Consider the following 21,905-nt stretch of genomic DNA (forward strand, 5'->3'; position numbering starts at 1 on the left):
GACGGTTTTCCGTCCGGAATTGCGTCAAAACGGGGAGAGGCATCCAATGTACGTGCTGCACATAGCCAACAAGAATTATTCGTCATGGTCGCTCAGGCCATGGGTGCTGATGCGCACACTCGGCATTTCCTTCGAGGAGCGGCTGATGCCGTTTCCGACCGGATCGAGTTGGAACCTCTTCCGGCCGTTCTCGCCGAGCGGCCGCGTGCCATGTCTGGTCGACGATGGCTGGGCGGTTTGGGATTCGCTCTCGATCGTCGAATATCTGGCCGAGCGCCACCAGGGCGTCTGGCCGGTGGACTCCAGGGCGCGCGCCTGGGCGCGCTCGGCCGCCGCCGAAATGCATTCGAGCTTCACCGCGCTCCGCGACCGCTGCCCGATGTGCTGCGGCGTGCGCGTCGAGTCTTTTCCCATGTCTGACGCGCTGAAACACGATCTCTTCCGCCTCGGCGACCTCTGGAACGACGGCCTCGCCCGTTTCGGTGGCCCGTTCCTGGCCGGCGACCGCTTCACCGCCGCCGATGCCTTCTTCGCGCCGGTGGCCTTCCGGGCGCAGTCGTATGGCTTGACGTTCGAGGGCGCGGCCGCTGCCTATCCGAAGCGACTGCTCGATCTCCCGGCCATGCGCGAATGGTACGCGGCCGGCCTCGCCGAGATTTGGCGTGAGCCCGACCACGAAGCCGAGGTCCGCGCCGCCGGTACCATCACCGAGGACTTTCGCGCCACGGCCTAGCGGTCACACGCGGCCAAGCCGCTGCACCACCATGTAGACAATGCCGGCGACGACCAGCGATATCGCCGTCACCACCCAAAAACCCAGCGGCGTGTCGACCAGCGGCAGCCCGCCGACATTCATGCCGAACAGGCCGGAGACGATGGTCATCGGCAGCAGCACCGCGGTCATGACCGATAGTATGTAGAGAAGCCGGTTCGACCGCTCGGTCAGCTTGGTCATCAGCTCGTCCTGCAAAAGCCGGGTGCGACCCTGCAATTGCTCGCCGTCTTGATGCAGCGTATGCGCGCGGTGCGAGAGCCTTGCCGCCATATCGCCGATCGCTTCCGGCAGGTCGTCGCGATGCGAATGGTCGAGATGGCGGAAGAGATTGGTCAGCGTCGCCATCTGCCGGTGGATGATCACCAGATGCCGGCGCGCGTCGACCAGCGCCTGCCGCTCGCTGTGCCAGGCGTCGCAGACGATGCGGTCCTCGATGCCGTCGAGCGTGTCGCCCATCTTGTCGAGCTCGCCCGCCATGCCGTCGAGCGACTGGCCCATCACCGCCTCGATCAGCTCGGCCGGCAAGCGGAATTTCCGCGTGCCGCTCTCGACCAGCTTGCGGATCTTGTCGACCGATTCCAGCGGCTGCTTGCGGGCGCCGATCAGCATCTTGTCGTTGAAGGCGAAGCGGAAATGGGTGAGCCCGCGCGCCTCGGCGAAGTCGTGCCTGAGGTCGGGCAGATCGCCGTAGAGGAAGTCATCCTCGAAATCGATGTGGCAGCCATGGCTGGGCGACAGGAAGGCCTCGCGCACCGGCGCCGGCAGGGCCTGCTCGGCGCCGATCTCCCGGCGGGCGCGCATGTCCGTGATCTGGTAGCTGCGCCATGTCCAGCGCGCCTCGGCGGCATCCTTGGTGCGCAGGCCTTCGGCGGTGAAATGATAGATGAAGAACAGACCGTGCTCGTCGGGCAAATAGGGCGAGAGGTCGGTGCCTTCGTTGGGGACAGCGATGTTCATGGCGGCTTCGCCGGCTCTTGATGCGGTCGGGGTCGAGGGAGGCGGCCAAGCTGCGTTCTAGCACGCTCGCCCCCGTTTCCGTGTGACGGTTCGATGACGATCGGCGCTCCCGCGCCAGGGACGCGGTCCTGCTTGCCGGCTGCCTGCTTCTGTCCCTGATCTTCGTGCATGAGGATTGCAGCTTGCGACCCATTTCGAAGGGGGCGCAAAAAGCCGTGGCGGCGCGCGGCGTGGAGGGACCGGCCGCTCCCGTTACGCGCCGTTAATGCCGGGCTGCTACTTCAGGCTGTATCCGATCGGATCGTAGCGGAAGAGTTCGGCGGTGAGCCAGCGCGCCTTCATTGTCTCATTCGTCCTGCTGGCAATGCTCGTCGCGCTGTCGGCAACACGTTTTGCTGGTGCGATGATCGGCTTCCTCTATGCGATCGCGGGAATCTTCTTTGCGGGCGTGCCGGGTGCCGCAATCGACTACGCGCTCAATCGGGCCGGCATTCCTGTGACCGGCAAGCAGCTTCTGTTGATCGGAGCCGCACTCTACGCGCGTTGCTCGCCCTTGCCGCAGCGTTCCAGACATGGCGGCGGATCCGGCAAGGCGACATGGACAAGGCGCTCCGCAGGCGCGCGCCTGGCGCTGCTGATGGCGCTGCCGCTGAGCGCCTGGCTGTCGCTCGATGCAATGCAACGCGCCTGGCCGTGAGGACTGGGTGCTGCCGGTTCGTCGGCAGCACCCGTCCAGGAGCTCTCAGCGCTTCGGGCCGAAGCCCGGATAGGGATTGAGCGGCACGATTGCCGCGACGTCCATCATGCCGCGTTCGACCAGCGGCAGGCTGGCGAGATGGCCGCGCACTTCCTTCTCGTCGGCCGCCTCGAACATCATGCCGCTGCCGGGGATGTCGCCGCGGTTCCAGACCTGGCGCACCGCGCCTTGCGCATAGAGCGTCTTGCGCTGCTCGGACTCATTGGGAAGCAGCGGCGCGAAATCGGCGTCGCTGAACTTTTCGGTGTTGCGGGTAAGCAGGGCAAAGAACTGCATGGCGGTCTCCTTTGTGGCCGGTTGATGCCGGAGATATCGCGCCGGCTGGTCAGACTGTCCAAGACTGATTAGGCTAAAGTTCAGACCTGACAGGACTTGGAAGAATGCTCGACCTGCGCCAGATAAGATATTTCGTCGCCGTCGCCGAGGCCGGCAATGTCGGCCGCGCCGCCGAGCGGCTGCACATCTCGCAGTCGCCCTTGAGCCGGCAGATCATGCAGCTTGAGGAGCAGCTCGGCGTCGCGCTGTTCGAGCGCTCGAAGCAGCGCGTCCATCTCAATGCCGAGGGCAGGGCCTTCTTGGCAGAGGCGCGCGCGCTGCTCGCCAACGCCGCCCGGCTGGAAGAGCTCGGCCGCAACCTTGCCAGCGGCGCCGTCGGCAGCCTTGCCATCGGCTATGTCGAAGGCGCGGTGCATGCCGGGCTGATCGCCGACATGCTGCGAAAGTTCCGCCGCGAGCGGCCGGATTTCCATCTTCAGTTGCGCAGCCGCCGTACGGCACAGCAGTTCGAGGATCTGCGAAGCCGAGCGCTCGACCTCGGCTTCGTCTATGCGCCGGCGCCGGAAGGCGATCGGGATATCGATAGCATGCTGGTGCGGCGCGAACCGCTGGTGCTGGCGATACCCGAGGGCGATCCGCTTGCAGGTGTCGCCGAGGTCCGGCCCGGCCATCTCGACGGCCGCGTCTGGATCACCGTCGTGCGCCAGCCCGACGACACCAATCGCGCCCAGTTCCTGGCCGCCTGCGCGAGAGCCGGCTTCATGCCCGACATCGCCTATGAGACGGCCGATCCCTTGAGCTCGCTCGGCCTAGTCAGCGCCGGCCTCGGCCTCGCGACGGTTCAGGAAAGCCTGCAAAGCGCCGCGCCGCCCGGCATAGTCTTCCGCGATCTGCCCTGGTTCGAGCGAAGCGTCGCCATCCACCTCGCCTGGCGGCGCAATGATCGAAGGGCGATGATTGGGGATTTGAGGAAGGCGGTAGGGGAGTAGGGGAGTGCGCCTCATCAGCCGGCAGTCACTACATACTCCCTTACTCCCCTATTCCCTTACTCCCCTAACCCTACATCTTGTCTATCACCGACTGCACTCCCTCCGTCGGCGCGTCGACCGACGAGCCCGCCACCATGATGGCGGCGACGATGGCCTCGGGGTCGCTGACCACCAGCGGCTTCACCCGATGCGCGGTGTGGATGAAGCCTTCCTCCGCCATGTGCTCGATCAACGAAAGCATCGGGTCCCAGAAGCCCTTGATGTTGGCGAAGACGATCGGCTTGCGGTGATGGCCGAGCTGGCCCCAGGTCATGATCTCGACGATCTCCTCGACCGTGCCTATGCCGCCCGGCAGCGCCACAAAGGCGTCGGATTTCTCGAACATCCTGTGCTTGCGCTCGTGCATGTTGTCGGTGATCAACAGCTCGTCGAGCTTGTCAAGGGCGGTCTCGGTCGCCTCCCTGTTGATCAGGAAGCGCGGGATGATGCCGGTCACCTTGCCGCCGGCCTTGAGCGCGCCGTCGGCGACAGCGCCCATGATCCCCTTGGTGCCGCCGCCATAGACCAGGCGCAGCCCGGATTTCGCGAGCGAGCGGCCGAGCAGGTGCCCGGCCTTGAGATAGGCTTCGTCGCGGCCCGGAGACGAACCGCAATAGACGCAGACGGATCGAATCGTGTTCATGCGATGATTGGTGATGGGGACGGTTGGCGCGGTCAAGCCCAGGGACGGGCTTTTTCTTGTGAGCTTGAACAAAACACGCTAGGACGGCGTTAGGTGGCTAAGGGGGCAGAAAAGATTATGGCTATCAATCCTTCAAGGGCGTTTTTGTTCGCGGCGGGCGGCGTTGCCGTCGTCGCGGCGGTCGCCTACGGGTCGGGCGCGCTCGACCCTTACGTCAACAACCAGAAACCGGCACAGGTCGCGGCACTTCCGCAGGCGGGCACGAAGCCGGCTGACGCCTCAAGCACGTCCACCGAAGCGCGCTTGCCGCAGACGCAAGCCCCGGCCAGCACGATGGCGCCGGCCAACAAGATGGCGCCCGCCAACAACGCGATGGCTCCGGCCAACGACGCGACGGCTCCGGCAGCATCCGCGCCGGCCGCTCAGGCGCCCGCCGCCGGTCCGATATTGCCGACCTTCGATGTCGTGCGCGTCGAAGGCAATGGCTCGATCGTCGTCGCCGGCAGCGCGGCGCCCAATGCCAAGGTCGAGATCCTGAATGGCGGCACGGTGCTTGGCTCGACCGATGCCGGTCCTGATAGCGCCTTCGCCGTCGTGCTCGACGATCCGCTGAAGCCCGGCGACTACACGATCACGCTTCGCTCGACGGTTGGCGGCGTCGCCGTCGCTTCGGCGCAGACCGCCGTCGTCTCGGTGCCGCAGAGCCCGACCGGCCAGGTGCTGGCAATGGTCGAGGAACCGGGCAAGCCGTCCGAACTGCTCACCATTCCGCAGCCGGAGGCCAAGCCGGCCGCACCGGCCGCCACCGGTCAGGCCGCCGCGCCGGCACAGACCCCGGCCGCTGACGCGCCGACGGCGGCTGCTCCGGCCGCTACCGACCAGGCTGCTGATGCCGCAACGCCGCCGCCCGCGGCCACCGCAGGCGAACCCAAGATCGCCGTCGAGGCGGTCGAGATCGACCGCAGCAAGATCTTTGTCGCCGGCACCGCCGATCCCGGTCGCAAGGTGCGCGCCTACGCCGACGACATCCTGCTCGGCGAGGCCAAGACCTCTCCCGACGGCCATTTCCTGATCGAGGCGGCGCGCGACATCCCGGTCGGCAACCACACCATCCATGTCGACGGCCTGGATAACGACGGCGCGAAGGTCGTCGCCCGTGCCGCCGTACCGTTCGAACGCGAGCCCGGCGAGTCGGTCGCCGCCGTGGCGCCGAACGAGACCAAACCCGCCGCGTCCCAGTCCACTGAGGCAAAGCCTGCCGCCGCGGCACCGGCTGCCACCGGGACCAAGCCCGCCGAGACGACGGCGCCGGGCACTTCGACGGCGGAAGCCGGCAAGCCCGCGCCGTCGGCCGGGGCCCCGGCCGACGGCGCGGAAGCAACGCCATCGGCCGGTGTGCCGGAGACGGTCGCGCCCAAGCTCGAGCACGCCGACGGCGCCGTCATCATCCGCCGCAACGATACGCTCTGGCGCATCTCGCGCCGGGTCTATGGCCACGGCGTGCGCTACTCGACGATCTATCTCGCCAACCAGGACCAGATCCGCGACCCCGACCGCATCTGGCCCGGCCAGGTCTTCAAGGTTCCCGGCAAGTCGAAGGAAGGCGAGGCCGCCGACATGAAGGCCCTGGGCGACCAGGTGACCACGGCGCCGGCGAAGGCCGAGTAAGGCGAGGCATTTGAGCGCCCCTTGAGGGGGAGATGGCCGGCAGGCCAGAGGGGGTAGCCGCGCCTGAAGCGCCGACGCTTTCCGCGACGAGAGAGAGCGCCGGCGCTCGATGTGAGACGACCCCCTCTGTCGCCTTCGGCGACATCTCCCCAGAGATTACCCTGCTACCCATCGGCCTAGCTTGCCCTCTCACCGTTCATCGTCTATCGCCGATGAACGATGATCGAATCTTCCTCCGACAGTCGCGCTTGTGACAGCCGCGCCATCGCCGCGCGGTTTGCGGCGCTGGCGCATCCGGCGCGCATCGAGATCCTGAAGCATCTCTCGGCCAGCCGCTGTTGTTCGTGCCGCGAGGTAGTCGACCAATTCGATCTCGCCCAATCGACCGTTTCGCAACATTTGAAAATCCTGGTCGAGGCCGGGCTCGTCCGCTTCGAGGCCGACCGCCAGCGTTCGCGTTATGCGGTCGACCATGCGGCGCTCGCCGGCGTGTCCGGCTTGCTCGATCAACTCGTCAATTCCTGCTGCTCCAGCCGCTGACCCCACTCACCCAAAAGGCAAGAATAGTGGCCGACAAGACCGTCTCCGCCGAAACCGGCACCCTCACGACACTGCGCAACCTGTGGCCCTATATGTGGCCGGCCGACCGCGCCGACCTCAGGGCGCGCGTCACGTGGGCAACGCTGCTCCTGGTCGTCGCCAAGGTGACGCTGGTAGCCGGCCCCTATTTCTTCAAATGGGCGACCGACGCGCTGGCCCACGGCTCGAAGACGCCGCCGCCGCTGCCCGCCTTCCTGCTCGCGCCGGTGATGCTGGTCGTCGCCTATAACGTGCTGAGGCTGGTGCAGCTCGGCTTCAACCAGCTGCGCGATGCGCTGTTTGCCCGCGTCGGTCAGTATGCGGTGCGCCAGCTCGCCTTCCGCACCTTCGTCCACATGCACCAGCTGTCGCTGCGCTTCCATCTCGAGCGCCGCACCGGTGGCCTGTCGCGCATCATCGAGCGCGGCACCAAGGGCATCGAGACGATCGTGCGCTTCGTCATGCTGAACACGGCGCCGACCATCCTCGAATTCGCGCTGACGGCCGGCATCTTCGCTTACACCTATGGCTGGAAATATGTGGCCGTGGTGGCGGTCACCGTGTGGATCTATGTCTGGTTCACGGTCAAGGCCAGCGACTGGCGCATCTCGATCCGCCGCGACATGAACGACAGCGACACCGACGCCAACACCAAGGCGATCGACTCGCTCTTGAATTTCGAGACGGTCAAATATTTCACCAATGAGCGCATGGAGGCCGAGCGTTTTGACCGCTCGATGGCGCGCTATGAGACCGCCGCCACCAAGACCTGGACCTCGCTCGGCTGGCTGAACTTCGGCCAGGGCGTCATCTTCGGCCTCGGCACCGTCATCGTCATGTGCATGTCGGCGCTGGAGGTGCAGGCTGGCACGCAAAGCGTCGGCGACTTCGTCTTCATCAACGCCATGCTGATGCAGCTCTCCGTGCCGCTCAACTTCATCGGCTTCATCTACCGCGAGATCCGGCAGGGGTTGACCGACATCGAGCACATGTTCGACCTGCTCGACGTGCCGCAGGAGATCGTCGACAAGCCCGACGCCCGGCCGATCCAGGTCAGCGCCGGCAAGGTCGAGTTCCGCGACGTGCATTTTTCCTATGATCCGAACCGCAAGATCCTGAAAGGCGTCTCCTTCGAGGTGCCGGCCGGCAAGACGGTCGCCATTGTCGGCCCCTCCGGCGCCGGCAAGTCGACTATCTCGCGGCTGCTGTTTCGGTTCTACGATGTGCAGGCCGGCCAAGTGCTGATCGATGGTCAGGATATCCGCGACGTGACGCAGGAGAGCCTGCGCGCCGTGCTCGGCATGGTGCCGCAGGACACGGTGCTCTTCAACGACACCATCGCCTATAACATCCGCTACGGCCGCGTCGGAGCCGGCGAGGAGGAGGTGCGCAAGGCGGCCGAGCTTGCCCAGATCGGGCCGTTCATCGCCAAGCTCCCCGACGGCTATCGCTCGATGGTCGGCGAGCGTGGACTGAAACTTTCGGGCGGCGAGAAGCAGCGTGTAGCGATCGCCCGCACCATCCTCAAGGCGCCGCCGATCCTGATGCTCGACGAGGCGACCTCGGCGCTGGACACCCAGACCGAGCAGGAGATCCAGGCGGCGCTGGACTTGGTCAGCAAGGGCCGTACCACGATCGTCATCGCCCACCGGCTGTCTACGGTGATCTCGGCCGACGAGATCATTGTGCTCAAGGACGGCCAGATCGCCGAGCGCGGGACGCATGCCGCGCTGCTTGGCAAGCGAGGCCTCTACGCCTCGATGTGGGACCGCCAGCGCGAGGCGACCGAAGCCGAGGAGCGGCTGCGCATCGCCCGCGAAAGCGACGAGTTCGGCGTGATTGTGCGGAGAAGGACTTCGGAGGTGAGCTAATCTCCCCCTCGAGGGCCCTCGAGGGGGAGATGTCCGGCAGGACAGAGGGGGTCGTCTCACATAGAGCGCCAGCGTCGTCTTTCGTCACGGAAGGCGCCGGCGCTCCACGCGCGGCGACCCCCTCTGTCGCCTTCGGCGACATCTCCCCTCAAGGGGGGAGATTAGCAGCGTCGCCGCGCATCATCACCGCAAAATTCCCCTTGACCTTAACCTACCTTGAGCTTGCAAACCGTCTCCCGAGCCCCTGCGAAGCACCTCGTTCACGAACGGAGACAGATCGAAATGAGCAATAAAAATCAACGCGATGGCAGCGTGTTCCGTGTCGACAAATTCGTCGTCCCGGCGGAAGCGCGCGAGGAAATCCTCGGCAAGGTCCGCATGACGCATGAATTGCTGCGCCAGCAAGAGGGCTTCGTGCAGGATTTCCTGCTCGAGCAGTTCTCCGGCCCGGGCGAGTTCAACATCGTCACCATGGTCGAATGGGAAAGCCAGGCGGCGGTGGACAAGGTGGTGCCGATCGTCAAGGCCGCGCACGAGCGAATCGCCTTCAACCCGCAGGAGACGATTGCCCGGCTTGGCGTCAAAGCCGACATCGCCAATTATCAGCGCGTGCCGGAACTATAGGAAGGCCAGCCCACGCCTGGCGCGGAGACGGCGGCGCTCAGCACCTGGCCGGTGCGGGCGTCGCTCACCATATGCTCGAAGCCGCGCCATTCGGCGGCGAGGATGTAGAGCGTCCTGCCGTCTTCCCCGCCCAGCATGCAGGCAAAGCAGCCGCGGTCGACCTCTATCCGATCGAGCCTCTGGCCACCTTCGCGCACCCGCACACAATGCCGGTTGGGCACATCGGCATACCAGACGCAGCCCTCGGCATCGAGCGCGATGCCGTCGGGATAGTCGGTGCCGAGATCGGCCCAGACGCGGCGGTTGGAGAGGCTGCCGTCGCCGGCAACGTCGAAGGCGGTCAGCCGCCTGGCGTGGGATTCGGCGACGATCAGCGTCCGGTTGTCCGGCGTCACCACCATGCCGTTGGCGAAGGCGATGTCCTCGGCGACCTGCCGTATGGCGCCGTCCGGTGTGATCAGCACAATAGTACCCGGTCCGAAATGCTCGCCCGGCGCCGGAGCCGGCCCGCCGCCATTGATGTAGATGTTGCCGCGCCCGTCGACGACGATCTCGTTCCACGGGGTCTGGGATAAGCCGCGGAGATCGGCATGGGTGACGAGTGTCCCGTCCGCGTCCTGCCGTAGCAGCAGGCCTTCCCGGCCGGAAACCACCAGAAGCCGTCCATCCGGGAGCCAGTCGATCGAATAGGGCAGCACGGCGGGCACAGTCAGCATGACCTCGCTCTTGCCCTCTTCGTCCACGGCGAGGATCTCACCGGTGCCCCAGTTGCACAGCCAGAGCCGCCCCTCATGCCAGCGCGGAGATTCGCCGAAGGCGAGACCCTCCGTGATGACCGTGGCTTTCATGACGACGGATTTCGGCGATGCCATTGGGCGACTCCTGGTTGGGCTGTCGCGCCAAGGACGGGCGAGCGAAGCGGTTTCCGACAACCGTCGCGGAAGTTGTTTGCTCAAATGAGGCCTTGGCGATCCTTCGCGCCCCTCTGTCCTGCCGGACATCTCCCCCACAACGGGGGAGATTGGCAGCTTCGCCGGCGACGCTCATCCTCCAACGTTGGAGATTGGCGAAAGCGGGTGTGACAGCTGATCTCCCCCTTGTGGGGGGAGATGTCCGGCAGGGACAGAGGGGGGCGCTGTCCCGCCAGCGTTTATAGTGTTTGGAGTCATGGGACTTGCCTCCCCCATTGTTGCGTTGCGGGGAGGGGGGCTTTCCGCTATTGAGGCCGGACCTGAAACAGGGACCGCCCTTGAGCCCTATGACGCTTCTCGACACGATCAAGAATACGTTCGTTCCGATCCATCGCGAGGGCTATCCCTTCATCGCCGCCTTCGGCGCCGCAACGCTGTTTCTTGGCTATTTCTCCTCGATCCTGTTCTGGATCGGGCTGATCCTCACAGGCTGGTGCATCTATTTCTATCGCGACCCCGAGCGCGTCACGCCGGTCGACGACCGGCTGGTGGTGAGCCCGGCAGACGGCGTGATTTCAGCCGTCGGGCCCGCCGTGCCGCCGCGCGAGCTTGGCCTGGGTGCGGCCGAGATGATCCGCATCTCGGTGTTCATGAATGTCTTTTCCTGCCACATCAACCGCGCGCCGGTGCGCGGCAAGATCACGCGGATCGAGCATCGGCCGGGCAAGTTCCTCAACGCCGATCTCGACAAGGCAAGCTCCGAGAACGAGCGCAACGGGCTGGTCATCGACAGCCCTAACGGCATGATTGCCGCCGTGCAGATCGCCGGGCTGGTCGCCCGCCGCATCGTCTGCTGGGCCGAGGCCGGCGGCTCGATCGGCATCGGCGAGCGTTTTGGGCTGATCCGCTTCGGCTCGCGCGTCGACGTCTTCCTGCCTCAGAATGCCGTGCCGCGCGTCGCCGTCGGCCAGACGGCGGTAGGCGGAGAGACGGTATTGGCCGAATTTGGCGGCACCGCCGTCACTCCGTTGGTCAGGATTTCCTGAGCCGTGGGCGCGCCCTTCAAGAAATTCGAAGCTCATGCCAGCGGGGGCCCGCGCATCCGCGAGATCCCGATGCGCATGGTGCTGCCCAATCTGGTCACGGTGCTTGCCATTTGCGCCGGCCTCTCCGGCATCCGCTTCGCCTTCGAGGACCGTTTTGAGCCGGCCGTCGTCATGGTGCTGCTCGCGGCTTTCCTCGACGGCATAGACGGCCGCCTGGCGCGCATGCTGAAGGCGACCTCGAAATTCGGCGCGCAGATGGATTCGCTTGCCGACATCGTCAATTTCGGCGTCGCGCCCGCGCTGGTGCTCTATGCCTTCCTGCTCGACCGCGCTGGCTCGCCGGGCTGGATCGCGGCGCTTCTGTTCACCATCGCCTGCGGCATGCGGCTGGCCCGCTTCAACGTGCTGGCCGACGACACCGACCAGCCCGCCTGGCAGACCGAATACTTTGTCGGCGTGCCGGCGCCGGCAGGCGCCGTGCTGGTCATGCTGCCGCTCTATCTCTATTTCCTGCGGCTCGGGTTGGAACCGACCCGGTCGGCGGCCTTCGTCGCCACCGGCTTCACCGTGCTGGTCGCCTTCCTCTTGGTCAGCCGGCTGCCGGTCTATTCGGGCAAGAGCGTCAAGGTGCCGGGCGACAGGGTGCTGCCTGTCATCCTGGGCGTCGTGCTCTACATCCTGCTGCTGATGGCCTATCCCTGGTACACGCTGACGGCTTCAGTCGCCGGCTATCTCCTCTTTCTGCCGTTCTCGGTCCGCGCCTATTCGAAGCGGGCTCGGCTGGAAGGCGAGAAGGTGCCGCCTTCGGATATCGGCTGACAGGCCGCCTTCGCAGGGTCAGGCGGCTCGGGAACCCGCCGGCCATCGTAATCGTTTTGCTTGCGAGAATGTGCGTTCCGCGAAAATGAGTTCGCGGGTTGCATCAGCATGAAATGAGCGAGGTAATGACTGTCATCCTCATTGGTGCGCTGCTCATAGTCGCTGGCGTTGTCTACATGGCGGATGCAGTGCTCCGTCGCGGGCGGCTCAGCGATCCGGCACCAAGTCCCGCAAAGCCAGGTCCGACGTTAGAGCCGCGGCGGCGAGGCCTCGGTTTCCTGGGCCTTACCCAGAATTGGCCAGGTCTGCTGATGGTGGCAATCGGTGTCGTGCTGCTATTGTCGGTGGTGGTGCTCTAAAGCGTGTCGCGCTGAAACGGATTCAGGCTACACGCTTTAAGTCTTAGTTCGATGCATGTCGTTCTCCCAAAACCGCTGCGCACTTTTGGGCGACATGCATTGGATTGAGCCAAGGGCACAGTCACGCCGCGGCACTCAATCCCAGCCTGTCGATCGCCAGCTTCCGCGCTGAGACATAGTCTGTCTTGCCCGAACCCAGCACCGGGATCTCTTCCACCTTGATGATGTCGTTGGGCACCATAAGTTCGGCGGCGCCCGCCTTCTTGCCGAACTGGCGCAGCTCTTCAGGATCGGCGTCGCCGGCGGTGGTGACCAGCACGATGCGCTCGCCGCGCCGCTTGTCGGGCACCGCCACCGCGGCATGGCGCTCTTCCGGCCACAGCGCCTGCACCAGCATCTCGACCGCGCCCAGCGACACCATCTCGCCGGCGATCTTGGCGAATCGTTTTGCCCGGCCTCGGATGGTGATGAAGCCGTCGCGGTCGACCGAGACGATGTCGCCGGTATCGTGCCAGCCATCGAGCGGCTGCAACTCGCCGGGGCGGTCGGCGGTCATGTAGCCCATCATCATATTCGGCCCGTCGAGCCACAGCCTGCCGGCATCGCTGATGCCCTCGACCGGCTCGAGCTTCATGCGGATCGCCGGCAGCAGCCGGCCGACCGTGCCGTCGCGGTTATGGATGGCGGTGTTCACCGCCACCACGGGCGCTGCCTCTGTCAGCCCGAAACCTTCGATGATCGACGCCTGGAAGCGGTCGCGATAGGTGCGCCTTGTCTCCGGCTTCACCGCTTCGGCGCCGGCCACCACGAAGCGCAGGCTGGAAAAGTCGCCGTCCTTGGCGGTGCGGGCATAGTTGGCAAGGAAGGTGTCGGTGCCGAACATCACCGTCGGCTTCACCTTGCGCGCGACCTCCGGGATGAGCTTGTAGTGCAGCGGCGAGGGGTAGAGGAACAATTTCACGCCCGTAACCAGCGGCAGGATGGTGCCGCCGGTGAGCCCGAAGGAATGGAACACCGGCAGCACGTTGAGCAGGATATCGGCCGGCGAGATCGTGATGCGCGCCTCGGCCTGCATGGCGTTGGCATAAAGGTTGCGGTGCGACAGCACCACCGCCTTTGGCGTGCCTTCCGAACCAGAGGTGAACAGGATCACCGCCGGTTTCGACGCCTGCTGCCGCTGTAGCGGGAAGCGCCAGAAAAGCGCCGCCGCGACCTTGTCGAGCACCGTCACGCTCTCGCGAACGTCCTCCAGCCACAGCATCTTCGCGCCGCCTGCCTCGACGGCGGCGACGATGTCGGCGATGCCGGCCTTCTCGATGAACGCGCGGGATGAGACCACGGTACGGATAACTGCGGTACGGATCGCCGCGGTCACGCTTGCCGGGCCGGCGGTGTAGTTGATCATCGCCGCGACTCTGGCCGCCGAAATCAGTCCGACGAAGGACAGCACCACGCCATTGGCGTTGGGCAAGAGCAGGCCAACCGCCTCGCCGGGCGCCGTCACCGCCTCGAAGCGGCGGCCGAGCACGCGCGCGCCGATGAACATCTTACGATAGCTGAGCGCGCCCGAAATCACGTCCTCGATGATCGGATGCGAGGCGCCGACGCGATCCGCCGCATCGCGCATGGCCAGGAACAGGCCGCGATCGAGATTGCTGCCGTAGAGCCGCGCCTCGGCGAAGCGGTCGAACAACGCATTGGTGTTGGAGGCCATGTCGGGGTTGCGCGCCACCAGCTCGGCGATGGTCATCGGCTCCAGCACGCTCAGCGACAGGTGCCGGAACCAGTGGCGCGGCGCCTTGTCGACCGGCGTCAGCGACATCGGCAGGTCGCGCGCGCCGGCGACGAAGATCGGCACGATGCGGGCGTCGGCCTGCATGGCGATGCGGGTTATAGCGCGAAACAGCCGGAACGACTTGACGTCAGGCTCGACCGTGTCGGGCAGGTAGACGGCAAGCCGGCCCTTGCCCTTCAGCACGCGCACCAGCCGCCGGCTGACGAAGACATGCTCGGCATTGAAGGCGATGGTGCGGGCAAGCTCGCGCCAGGGCTCCAGCCACGGCGAGCGCGCCGAGGCCTCATCCAGGATGTGCAGCGTGTCGTCGGGTAAGAGCGACAGCATCAGCGCCGGTTCGATGCGCGACTGGTGCGAAACGACATAGATGACCGGCGCGCGCGCATTGCGGGCAATGCGGATGCGGTTGTCCGCGATGCGCCAGGCAAGCTTGAACGGCACGTAGAGCAGCGCCTGGGTGAAGCGCAGGTCAAGCCGGAACGTCTCGATCACGCCGATCAGCAGCCAGGCAAAGGCAAGACCGGCAAGCAGCGCCAAAGTCAGGATCATGCCGCTCTCTCCCAACGTCCTCCAGGGCGCGGCTCTTTGGGCGGCCGCTTCGGTGGCAGAGCGTAGCGGAAGTGGGGGCAAGGTCAATGTGGGATGGCGCGGCTTCCCCTTCGCCCCTTGTGGGAGAAGGGGAAGACAGCGCCTCACGCCGCCTTCAGCCTTCCGCTGATGAACCGGAACTCCTGCGACTTGCCGCCATAGCCGTAGGCCGCCGCCGGCACCTCGTGCACCAGCGCGTAGCTTTCCTCGTGAACGCCGCCGAGCAGGCGGCCGAAGGCGTCGAAGATCGCCTTGAGATAGGCTTCGAGCTCGAGCTTTGTGTTGGTTCCGTCCACCACCTTGATGTCGAGCCAGAAGGTGTTGATCCCATGCTCGGCCAGCGACCTGCCGCCGGCGAACCAGTGCTGCGGGTCGATATAGGTGACCGCGACCGCGGTGATCGTCGGGTCCTTGCGCAGATGCGTGGCCGTCATCTCGGTGATGTCCTTGGCGATTGCAGCGGAGCGTTTCGCATCGGGCTTGCCGGTGACGCTGACATTGATGATCGGCATTTTTCTTCTCCTTCGGATCGAGCGGCTTGCCGCCGCCGGTGAGAAGACCATGTCACCATTCGAGCGTCAGAAAAATCGAATTGTTTTTAACGAACAATTCAATAACATAGAAGTATGGAAACTCTCGATCCCGACCTGCTCAAAACCTTCCTCGCTTTCGTCGATGGCGGCTCACTGGCCAGGGCGGCGTCCGCTGTCGGCCGCTCGCCATCGGCGGTCACCGCGCAGATGCAGCGGCTGGAGGAGATCGTCGGCGAGCGGCTGCTCAGCGCAAAGGGCAGGGGGCGTGGTCTGACGCCGGCCGGCGAGGACCTTGTCGGCCATGCGCGACGCATTCTTGCCGTCCACACCGAAGCCTGGCTGGCGATGAAAGGGGCGCGCGCCGGCGGTCGCATCGCCATCGGCACGACGCAGGATTTTGCCGACCACGGCCTGCCGGAGCTGTTGCGGGCCTTCGCCGCCAGCCATCCGCGCGTCAGGATCGAGCTGCGCGTCGGCCGCTCCCTGGAGCTTGGGTCAGCCTTGCAGGCAGCCCAGCTCGACCTCGCGATCACCATGCGCCACGCTCCATCGCCGGATGAAGCGGGCCTGATCAGCGAGCCGATGCTGTGGCTCTGCTCGGAAAAAGGATTGGCGAGGCGGCAGGAAGCGGTGCCGCTGGCGCTGCTCGATCCCTATTGCGGCTTCAGGGAGGCTGCGCTCAACGCGCTCGATGCCGCCGGCCGCAGCTATCGTATCGCCGCCGGCAGCGCCAGCCTTGCCGGCTTGCGCACCGCGGTCAATGCCGGCATCGCCGTTACGCTGCGCACGCAGCGCTTTGCCCATTCCGGCATTGTCGAAGCGCCGCGTGAGCTCGGCCTGCCGGCGGTGCCCGTCGCCCACTTCGCCATCCGGCTCGGCCGCGAGGCCGGCCGGCCCGCGCGGAATCTGGCCGAGCTTCTCGGCAGCGGCCTGACGTTGCCTTCCTGAAACTCGCTTTGCGCTTTCCAAAGAAAAAGCCGACCTTTTTGCGGGTCGGCTTCTAGTCAGACGGGTCGAGGGGTTTGGGGGGACTTGGGGGGTGACCCGTCAATCCAACAATGCCTGAGTCGGATGATGGTTCCGTGACTGTGAAAATAATTTCGAATCCGCCGATCTCGCCTTCCTCCAGTCGTGTCCGGCATGCGCGAAAACCGCGCAAAGCACGATGGCGCCGCCGATAATGCTGGCCACCGGCGGGATTTCGCCGACAAACAGCAAGGCAAACAGGATGGCGAACGGCATTTCGGCCGAGCCGAGCAGGCATGGATCGACTTGGTCAGCACGCCGGTGAGCGCGAAGGCGACCGTCGAGGCCGAGACCAGCACGATGCCAAGCGTGCGTTCGGCAGCGGGGCCGGCTGCGCCATCGATGAGCGTGTCGGGCCTTTCGAGCGAGTCGGTCAATTTTACAAGACTACGCTTGCCGTCCTGACATCCCGCCGTCAGCAGCAGCTACCATCCCATGGCAGAGCCGGCACGCCTCTGCGCCAACTCCGACCTTGCGTTGGGCAGTTGCCGGCGGCCTGCATTCGCCCGATGCTTACAAAGGGGCTTGCACGCACAAAGCCACCCAGCAGTGGTCGCCGACGCTACTACGCGAGGAGGCGGACGCGCATGTTCGGCGTCTTGCAATGCTGGACGGCCACAGCCCAATCAGGTAATTTTGAGGCTCGCGGATTGATCGGCGTGGCTCACCCCCGCAGTGGACCACGGAGAGAGAGAGCGCCGAAGCGTGCGCTGCATAAGTCCGGGAGTTTCGATGACTGGAGTGATCGATCGACTGGTGACTGCGATGAACGCGCATCATCTCGACGCTCTCGCCGCTCTCATCCACGAGAACTATCGGAGTGTACAGCCGGCGCACCCGGGCAGAGCCTTCGTCGGGCGGGACCAGATGCGCGCCAACTGGGAGGCCATATTCGCGGGAATACCTGACTTCCAAGCGGCGGTCACGCGCTCGGTCCAAGACGGTGACACGACCTGGATCGAATGGCATTGGTCAGGTACTCGCTGCGAAGGGCAACCCTTCGAGGTGCGCGGGGTCACGCTGTTCGAGATCATTGACGGTCAGATTGTGGCCGGGCGACTGTATCTGGAGGACGTCGAGCGGCAGGTTGTCGGCATCGAAGACGCAGTTGAGGCCCTCTCCGGGCGCCGTCCGCCAACGGCCAGCAGTGGAACTGGTTCCTAACCTCACAAGGCTGCCACGTTACTGCGTCGCCTGATAAAGCTCCGAGGCCGCCTCTTTCAGCGCGCGGCGGCCGTCCGGCCTGAAATACATCATGTGCCCGCCCTCCAAGACATCGAGGCGGATCGGCTTGGCATCGGCCAGCGAGGGAAGCTGGTTCACCAGGTAGCGCGAGGCGAGATAGGGCGTGACTAGGTCGGTATAACCGTTGACGATGACGACGCCGAGGGCAGGGTTGAGCGAACGTGCCCGCTGCAGGTCGTTCATCACGCCGGCATAGCCTTGGCCCGAGGTGCCGTAGTCCCAGTTGTGGCTGACCTCGCCGTTGAGCAGCCGGTAGCTGACATCGGTGCGGTAGTTCAGTTCGTCGCGCGCATAGGCGACGAAGGCCGAGGTCAGCACCGGCACGCTGCGGTCGAGGACCGGATCTGGGCCTGCGTCATGCGCGCTTTGCGGTGCGATGTCGGCGGTTCCGATCGTGGCGTCGTAAGGACTGAGCACCGTGCCCGTGGCGCGCCGGAATTCTTTCACGAACAGGCCCGTCGGGACGCGGGCGAAATTGCGCTCGACAAGGTCGAGCGGCAGGCCGGTGATCTCCGAAACGCGCCCGCTGGCGAGCTTTCCGCCTTGCTCAAGTCCGCTCGTTAGAGCGGCCAGATAGTCGCCAAGCGCGTAGCGCTCGACCTCGGCCAGCCTGCCGCGCAACGCCTCGCTGCTGACGCCGTCGGCGCGAAGCCGCACCGCCGCCAGCGAAGGCAATTCGAGCGCCCAGTGCAACTGGTCGAACTGGTCCGGCCGTACCAGCATGAACTCCAGCGCCGGCGAGATCAGCACGATGCCGCTGGGGCTCAAGCCGACATCCTCCTGCAGCGTCCTGGCGAGCAGCGCGGCGCGGAAGCCGCCATAGCTTTCGCCGACGAGGAAGAGGGGTGAAGCGGTGCGGCCGTTCTGTGCCAGGTATAGCCGGATGAAGGCGCCGACCGAGCTGGCGTCCTGGTCGACGCCCCAGAACGCCTTCGTGTCCTGGCCTGGCGCCTCGCGGCTGTAGCCGGCGCCGACCGGATCGACGAAGACGAGGTCGGTCGTGTCGAGCCAGCTGTCGGGATTGTCGATGAGCTTTTGCGGCGGCGGCAGGAATTCGCCGTCTGCCGCGGTCGCCAGGATGCGCGGGCCGAGCGCGCCGAGATGCAGGTAGGCGGACGCCGCGCCCGGCCCGCCGTTGAAGACGAAGGTGATCGGCCGCTCTTTCGAGGGGGCAGGCGATTGCTGCGTGTAGGCGACATAAAAAATCTCGGCCGTGACTTCGCCCTTGCCTGAAAGCAGCGACAGCGTGCCGGCCTTGGCCTGGTAGTCCAGCTTGCGCCCGCCAATCGTGAGCGAATGCTCGGTCACCTGCGGCGGCAGCAGCAGCGACAGCACGCCGCCGACAGGTGCCGGCCGCTCCGGTGTTTCGGCCGGGGCTGGCTGCGCGAAGGCGGCAAGCGTCAGCAGGATGAGGGGGACGAGTTTCAACCGCATGACGCCTCCGCAGGAACGACCTCCGCAAAGTAAGGCCGGGGCGGTCGAAGTCAAAGGGTTGAAGCTGCCAATCTCCCCCTTTGCGGGGGAGATGCCCGGCAGGGCAGAGGGGGTACTGTCCCGCTGCCCTGTCAGCAGTTACCGACCGGCCTCTTCGGTGCAGGTCTCGCGGAATGAACGCCGCCTGCGTTGGCGATCCTTCACACCCCCCTCTGTCCTGCCGGACATCTCCCCCGCAAAGGGGGAGATTGGCGGTTTCGCCGCCGGGTCTCCCTTCCAACGTTGGGACGATGCTACCTTTGGGCAGCGAAGTCTGTCTCCCCAAACGCCCTCTCCAGCGCCGCGACATCGATCTTCACCATGCCGAGCATCGCTTCCATCGCCCGCTTCGAGCGCTCGCGGTCGGGATGGGCTGCCATATCGCCGAGGATTTTCGGCACGATCTGCCACGACAGGCCCCAGCGGTCCTTCAGCCAGCCGCATTGCTCTGGCTTGCCGCCGTTGTCGAGAAAAGCGTTCCAGATGCGGTCGATCTCGTCCTGGCCGTCCAACTCGACCAGGACCGAGAAGGAATGGTTGAACGGGTCGAGCGGACCGGCTTCGAGCGCGATGAAATTCTGGTCGTCGAGCACGAATTCGATGATCTTGACGCTGCCGGCGGGGCCGCTTGGATTGTCAGCCGCCACGTCCGTGGCGCGGCCGATCGCCGAGTTGGGAATGGTGGCGACATAGAACTCCACCGCCTGCCGCGCGTCTTTTTCGAACCACAGATGCGAGGTCACCTTGGCCATGCTGAATCTCCTTCCTGTCTGACAACGACTGAAGGACGTTCGAGTTTCGCCCGATCCGACAGGCGTGGCGTTCCGAGCATTGTTCTGCACGCTGGGCCAGACAATACTATCAATCAGCAAAGACCACCGAAGGGATGAAAATGGACGCGACCGCACTCAAGGCCATGCAGGCGCCGCTGAAGGAAGCCTATCGCGAAGACGCCGCCAAAGCGCTGATCACGCTCAAGGCGCGCGGAACGCTCGACGACCAGTCGATCGCCTGCAAGGTGGAGACGGGCAGGGCGCTTGCCGTGGCGCGACTGCATCCGGCGACCGGCGGCTCGGGCCTGGAGCTTTGCTCCGGCGACATGCTGCTCGAAGCGCTGGTCGCCTGCGCCGGCGTGACGCTGAAGGCGGTGGCGACGGCGCTGGAGTTCAAGCTCGGCAGCGCCACCGTCGAGGCCGAGGGCGACCTCGATTTTCGCGGCACGCTCGGCGTCGCTCGCGACGCGCCGGTTGGTTTTCGGGAGATCCGGCTGAAATTCGATCTCGACACAGACGAGCCGCAGGAGCGCATCGATTCGTTGCTGAAGCTCACGGAGCGCTACTGCGTGGTGTTCCAGACGATCAACAACAAGCCGGCGTTGACGGTGAGCGCGAGGCGCTGACGCTGCCAATCTCCCCCCTTGTAGGGGAGATGCCCGGCAGGGCAGAGGGGGGCGCTGTGCTGCCGGCGTTTCGGCACCTGGTTTTCCGGCGCACCCGACGCTTCGTCATCCTCGGGCTTGACCCGAGGATCCATGCCGTGACGATCGACGTGGAGTGCAGCGGTGCAGAATTCTGTAAACGTTGCAACGCTTGGATCCTAGGGTCTGCGCGCGTCGCTTCGCTCGTTGCTCCGCCCTAGGATGACGACAGAAAAAGGTCGGCGTCACTTCGTGCCTCCCTCTCTGGCCTGCCGGCCATCTCCCCCAAAGGGCGATCACGCTAACCCTACTGCGCCGAAGGTTCCTCCGCATCCCCCTCATCAGTGAAGGGCGAGGCGCTCGGCACGCATTGCACGGCCCAGCCCTGCGGTGTCGGCTGCTTCTGATATTCGGCAATCGCGTTGGTGCACTGTTCGCGGGTGTCGAAGGTGCTGGGCAGCACCACCATGCCGCCTTGCGGGCCGGCGATCACCAGATACCAGACCAACGCTACGCTGGGAGTAGCAGCCATGGAAATTCCTCGCTTTGCTGGATGTCGGAGTCGAACCGATCCTAGCAACTCCCCGCAAATGGCGAAAGCAGGGCGGCGGGACATGCATCCGCCCGCCGTTCACAGACCCGTGAACGGTGTTCTCGCTGCGCATGCCAAGTCGACGGCGAAGCTGTAGAACAGGCCGCAAAGCGCGCCGCCTAGAATCGGTTTCAGCAGAAGCGCTTTCGAACTTCAGTTCTATTCCGGCTGCCGGTAGGCGACGAAGCGGTTGTGCTTGGCCTGGAAGATCAGCCCGGTTTCCTTCAGCGCCGGGCTTGCCAGCGGCAGGATGCGCTTGGCGATCTCGGAAGGATGCGGCAGCGTCTCCGGATCCTCGCCGGGCATGGCCTGGGCGCGCATCGCGGTGCGGGTGGGGCCGGGATCGGCGGCGTTGACTCGCAGCGGCAGGCTCTCGGTCTCATGCGCCCAGGAGCGCATCATCGTCTCCACCGCTGCCTTGGAAGCCGCGTAGGGCGCCCAGAAGGCGCGCGCCGAATGCGCGGCGTTGGAGGACATGATGATCGCGCGGCCGGCATCGGAGAGTCGAAGCAGAGGGTCGACCGAGCGGATCAGGCGCCAGGTCGCGGTGACGTTGATGGTCATCACCTTTTCGAAGGTCTTGGCCTCGACATGGCCGATCGGCGAGATCACGCCGAGGATGCCGGCATTGGCCACCAGGATATCGAGCTTGCCCCAACGCTCATTTATCGCCCCGCCCAGCCGGTCGATGCCGGTCATGTCTGCGAGGTCGAGCGGCACCAGCGTGGCCTGTCCACGGCCGTCGGCTTTGATCTGGTCGTCCAGCTCTTCCAGGCCGCCGACGGTACGGGCGACGGCAATCACATGCGCGCCGGCGGCCGCCAGCTCCCTGGCGATGAAATAGCCGATGCCGCGCGAGGCGCCGGTAACGACCGCCACGCGGCCGGAAAGGTCGAGGGTCATGCGAGAGGTTCCGTGAGATG

Annotated in this window: 22 protein-coding genes and 1 pseudogene; 12 read left to right on the top strand and 11 right to left on the bottom strand. The window is 65.5% G+C overall.

Annotated features, from left to right (window positions below):
• Positions 1 to 46 precede the first annotated feature (46 nt).
• Positions 47 to 733, top strand: a complete 687-nt coding sequence (locus EH240_RS04965) for a glutathione S-transferase family protein (RefSeq protein ID WP_124996300.1) — start codon at positions 47 to 49, stop codon at positions 731 to 733.
• Between the two features lie 3 nt (positions 734 to 736).
• Here EH240_RS04965 and EH240_RS04970 read toward each other — a convergent pair whose 3' ends face one another.
• Entirely contained in the window at positions 737 to 1,732 is a 996-nt protein-coding gene (locus EH240_RS04970) for a transporter (RefSeq protein WP_124996301.1), read from the bottom strand.
• A gap of 322 nt (positions 1,733 to 2,054) precedes the next feature.
• Here EH240_RS04970 and EH240_RS04975 point away from each other — a divergent pair, with 322 nt between their 5' ends.
• On the top strand, positions 2,055 to 2,429 hold the full coding sequence (locus EH240_RS04975) for a hypothetical protein (RefSeq protein WP_124996302.1): 375 nt from the start codon (positions 2,055 to 2,057) through the stop codon (positions 2,427 to 2,429).
• Between the two features lie 45 nt (positions 2,430 to 2,474).
• Here EH240_RS04975 and EH240_RS04980 read toward each other — a convergent pair whose 3' ends face one another.
• A complete protein-coding gene (locus EH240_RS04980; RefSeq protein WP_124996303.1) occupies positions 2,475 to 2,765 on the bottom strand; it encodes a muconolactone Delta-isomerase family protein in 291 nt (96 codons plus the stop codon).
• A 104-nt stretch (positions 2,766 to 2,869) separates the two neighbouring features.
• Here EH240_RS04980 and EH240_RS04985 point away from each other — a divergent pair, with 104 nt between their 5' ends.
• On the top strand, positions 2,870 to 3,754 hold the full coding sequence (locus EH240_RS04985; RefSeq protein WP_124996304.1) for a LysR substrate-binding domain-containing protein: 885 nt from the start codon (positions 2,870 to 2,872) through the stop codon (positions 3,752 to 3,754).
• Between the two features lie 70 nt (positions 3,755 to 3,824).
• On the opposite strand, the gene EH240_RS04990 is transcribed toward EH240_RS04985, so the two are convergent.
• On the bottom strand, positions 3,825 to 4,436 hold the full coding sequence (locus EH240_RS04990; RefSeq protein WP_124996305.1) for an LOG family protein: 612 nt from the start codon (positions 4,434 to 4,436) through the stop codon (positions 3,825 to 3,827).
• Between the two features lie 117 nt (positions 4,437 to 4,553).
• Here EH240_RS04990 and EH240_RS04995 point away from each other — a divergent pair, with 117 nt between their 5' ends.
• The 4 genes from EH240_RS04995 to EH240_RS05010 all read left to right on the top strand — a co-directional run bounded on the left by EH240_RS04995 (position 4,554) and on the right by EH240_RS05010 (position 9,178).
• Complete coding sequence (locus tag EH240_RS04995) at positions 4,554 to 6,104, top strand: LysM peptidoglycan-binding domain-containing protein (RefSeq protein ID WP_124996306.1); 1,551 nt, start codon at positions 4,554 to 4,556, stop codon at positions 6,102 to 6,104.
• A 219-nt stretch (positions 6,105 to 6,323) separates the two neighbouring features.
• Positions 6,324 to 6,644 (top strand): ArsR/SmtB family transcription factor, encoded by a 321-nt coding sequence (locus tag EH240_RS05000; RefSeq protein WP_124996307.1) that lies wholly within the window; start codon positions 6,324 to 6,326, stop codon positions 6,642 to 6,644.
• Between the two features lie 26 nt (positions 6,645 to 6,670).
• Positions 6,671 to 8,554 carry an ABCB family ABC transporter ATP-binding protein/permease gene (locus tag EH240_RS05005; RefSeq protein ID WP_124996308.1) on the top strand — a complete coding sequence of 628 codons (1,884 nt, stop codon included), beginning with the start codon at positions 6,671 to 6,673 and terminating at the stop codon, positions 8,552 to 8,554.
• Positions 8,555 to 8,836: 282 nt separating this feature from the next.
• Positions 8,837 to 9,178, top strand: coding sequence for an antibiotic biosynthesis monooxygenase (locus tag EH240_RS05010; RefSeq protein ID WP_124996309.1), 342 nt, complete (start codon positions 8,837 to 8,839; stop codon positions 9,176 to 9,178).
• On the opposite strand, the gene EH240_RS05015 is transcribed toward EH240_RS05010, so the two are convergent.
• The gene (locus EH240_RS05015) at positions 9,157 to 10,050 is read right to left on the bottom strand and encodes an SMP-30/gluconolactonase/LRE family protein (RefSeq protein WP_425374767.1); all 894 of its coding nucleotides are present in this window, start codon (positions 10,048 to 10,050) and stop codon (positions 9,157 to 9,159) included. The genes EH240_RS05010 and EH240_RS05015 overlap by 22 nt on opposite strands.
• A gap of 386 nt (positions 10,051 to 10,436) precedes the next feature.
• Here EH240_RS05015 and EH240_RS05020 point away from each other — a divergent pair, with 386 nt between their 5' ends.
• On the top strand, positions 10,437 to 11,135 hold the full coding sequence (locus EH240_RS05020; protein ID WP_124996438.1) for a phosphatidylserine decarboxylase: 699 nt from the start codon (positions 10,437 to 10,439) through the stop codon (positions 11,133 to 11,135).
• A gap of 3 nt (positions 11,136 to 11,138) precedes the next feature.
• Positions 11,139 to 11,954 (top strand): CDP-alcohol phosphatidyltransferase family protein, encoded by an 816-nt coding sequence (locus EH240_RS05025; RefSeq protein WP_124996310.1) that lies wholly within the window; start codon positions 11,139 to 11,141, stop codon positions 11,952 to 11,954.
• Between the two features lie 480 nt (positions 11,955 to 12,434).
• Here EH240_RS05025 and EH240_RS05035 read toward each other — a convergent pair whose 3' ends face one another.
• Together EH240_RS05035 and EH240_RS05040 are read right to left on the bottom strand one after the other, a co-directional pair.
• Positions 12,435 to 14,657 carry an AMP-binding protein gene (locus EH240_RS05035; protein ID WP_124996312.1) on the bottom strand — a complete coding sequence of 741 codons (2,223 nt, stop codon included), beginning with the start codon at positions 14,655 to 14,657 and terminating at the stop codon, positions 12,435 to 12,437.
• 143 nt (positions 14,658 to 14,800) lie between these two features.
• Complete coding sequence (locus tag EH240_RS05040) at positions 14,801 to 15,208, bottom strand: tautomerase family protein (protein ID WP_124996313.1); 408 nt, start codon at positions 15,206 to 15,208, stop codon at positions 14,801 to 14,803.
• A gap of 114 nt (positions 15,209 to 15,322) precedes the next feature.
• On the opposite strand from EH240_RS05040, the gene EH240_RS05045 reads away from it, so the two are divergent.
• Positions 15,323 to 16,177, top strand: a complete 855-nt coding sequence (locus EH240_RS05045; RefSeq protein ID WP_124996314.1) for a LysR substrate-binding domain-containing protein — start codon at positions 15,323 to 15,325, stop codon at positions 16,175 to 16,177.
• Positions 16,178 to 16,276: 99 nt separating this feature from the next.
• Here the strand turns inward: EH240_RS05045 and EH240_RS05050 are convergent.
• Positions 16,277 to 16,489, bottom strand: a pseudogene (locus EH240_RS05050) (hypothetical protein); the annotation flags it as partial.
• 498 nt (positions 16,490 to 16,987) lie between these two features.
• On the opposite strand from EH240_RS05050, the gene EH240_RS05055 reads away from it, so the two are divergent.
• Positions 16,988 to 17,419, top strand: a complete 432-nt coding sequence (locus EH240_RS05055; protein ID WP_124996315.1) for a nuclear transport factor 2 family protein — start codon at positions 16,988 to 16,990, stop codon at positions 17,417 to 17,419.
• 18 nt (positions 17,420 to 17,437) lie between these two features.
• Here the strand turns inward: EH240_RS05055 and EH240_RS05060 are convergent, their stop codons facing one another.
• Both EH240_RS05060 and EH240_RS05065 read right to left on the bottom strand, forming a co-directional pair.
• Complete coding sequence (locus EH240_RS05060) at positions 17,438 to 18,934, bottom strand: S10 family peptidase (protein WP_124996316.1); 1,497 nt, start codon at positions 18,932 to 18,934, stop codon at positions 17,438 to 17,440.
• A gap of 293 nt (positions 18,935 to 19,227) precedes the next feature.
• Positions 19,228 to 19,725: a VOC family protein gene (locus tag EH240_RS05065; protein ID WP_124996317.1), complete on the bottom strand. Its 498-nt coding sequence runs from the start codon at positions 19,723 to 19,725 to the stop codon at positions 19,228 to 19,230.
• 140 nt (positions 19,726 to 19,865) lie between these two features.
• Here EH240_RS05065 and EH240_RS05070 point away from each other — a divergent pair, with 140 nt between their 5' ends.
• On the top strand, positions 19,866 to 20,372 hold the full coding sequence (locus EH240_RS05070) for an OsmC family protein (RefSeq protein WP_124996318.1): 507 nt from the start codon (positions 19,866 to 19,868) through the stop codon (positions 20,370 to 20,372).
• A 325-nt stretch (positions 20,373 to 20,697) separates the two neighbouring features.
• Here EH240_RS05070 and EH240_RS05080 read toward each other — a convergent pair whose 3' ends face one another.
• On the bottom strand, positions 20,698 to 20,922 hold the full coding sequence (locus EH240_RS05080) for a hypothetical protein (protein ID WP_124996320.1): 225 nt from the start codon (positions 20,920 to 20,922) through the stop codon (positions 20,698 to 20,700).
• A gap of 219 nt (positions 20,923 to 21,141) precedes the next feature.
• The gene (locus EH240_RS05085) at positions 21,142 to 21,885 is read right to left on the bottom strand and encodes an SDR family NAD(P)-dependent oxidoreductase (protein ID WP_124996321.1); all 744 of its coding nucleotides are present in this window, start codon (positions 21,883 to 21,885) and stop codon (positions 21,142 to 21,144) included.
• Positions 21,886 to 21,905 lie beyond the last annotated feature (20 nt).

It is taken from the genome of Mesorhizobium tamadayense, from assembly GCF_003863365.1.
GTDB classification, from domain to species: Bacteria; Pseudomonadota; Alphaproteobacteria; order Rhizobiales; family Rhizobiaceae; genus Mesorhizobium; species Mesorhizobium tamadayense.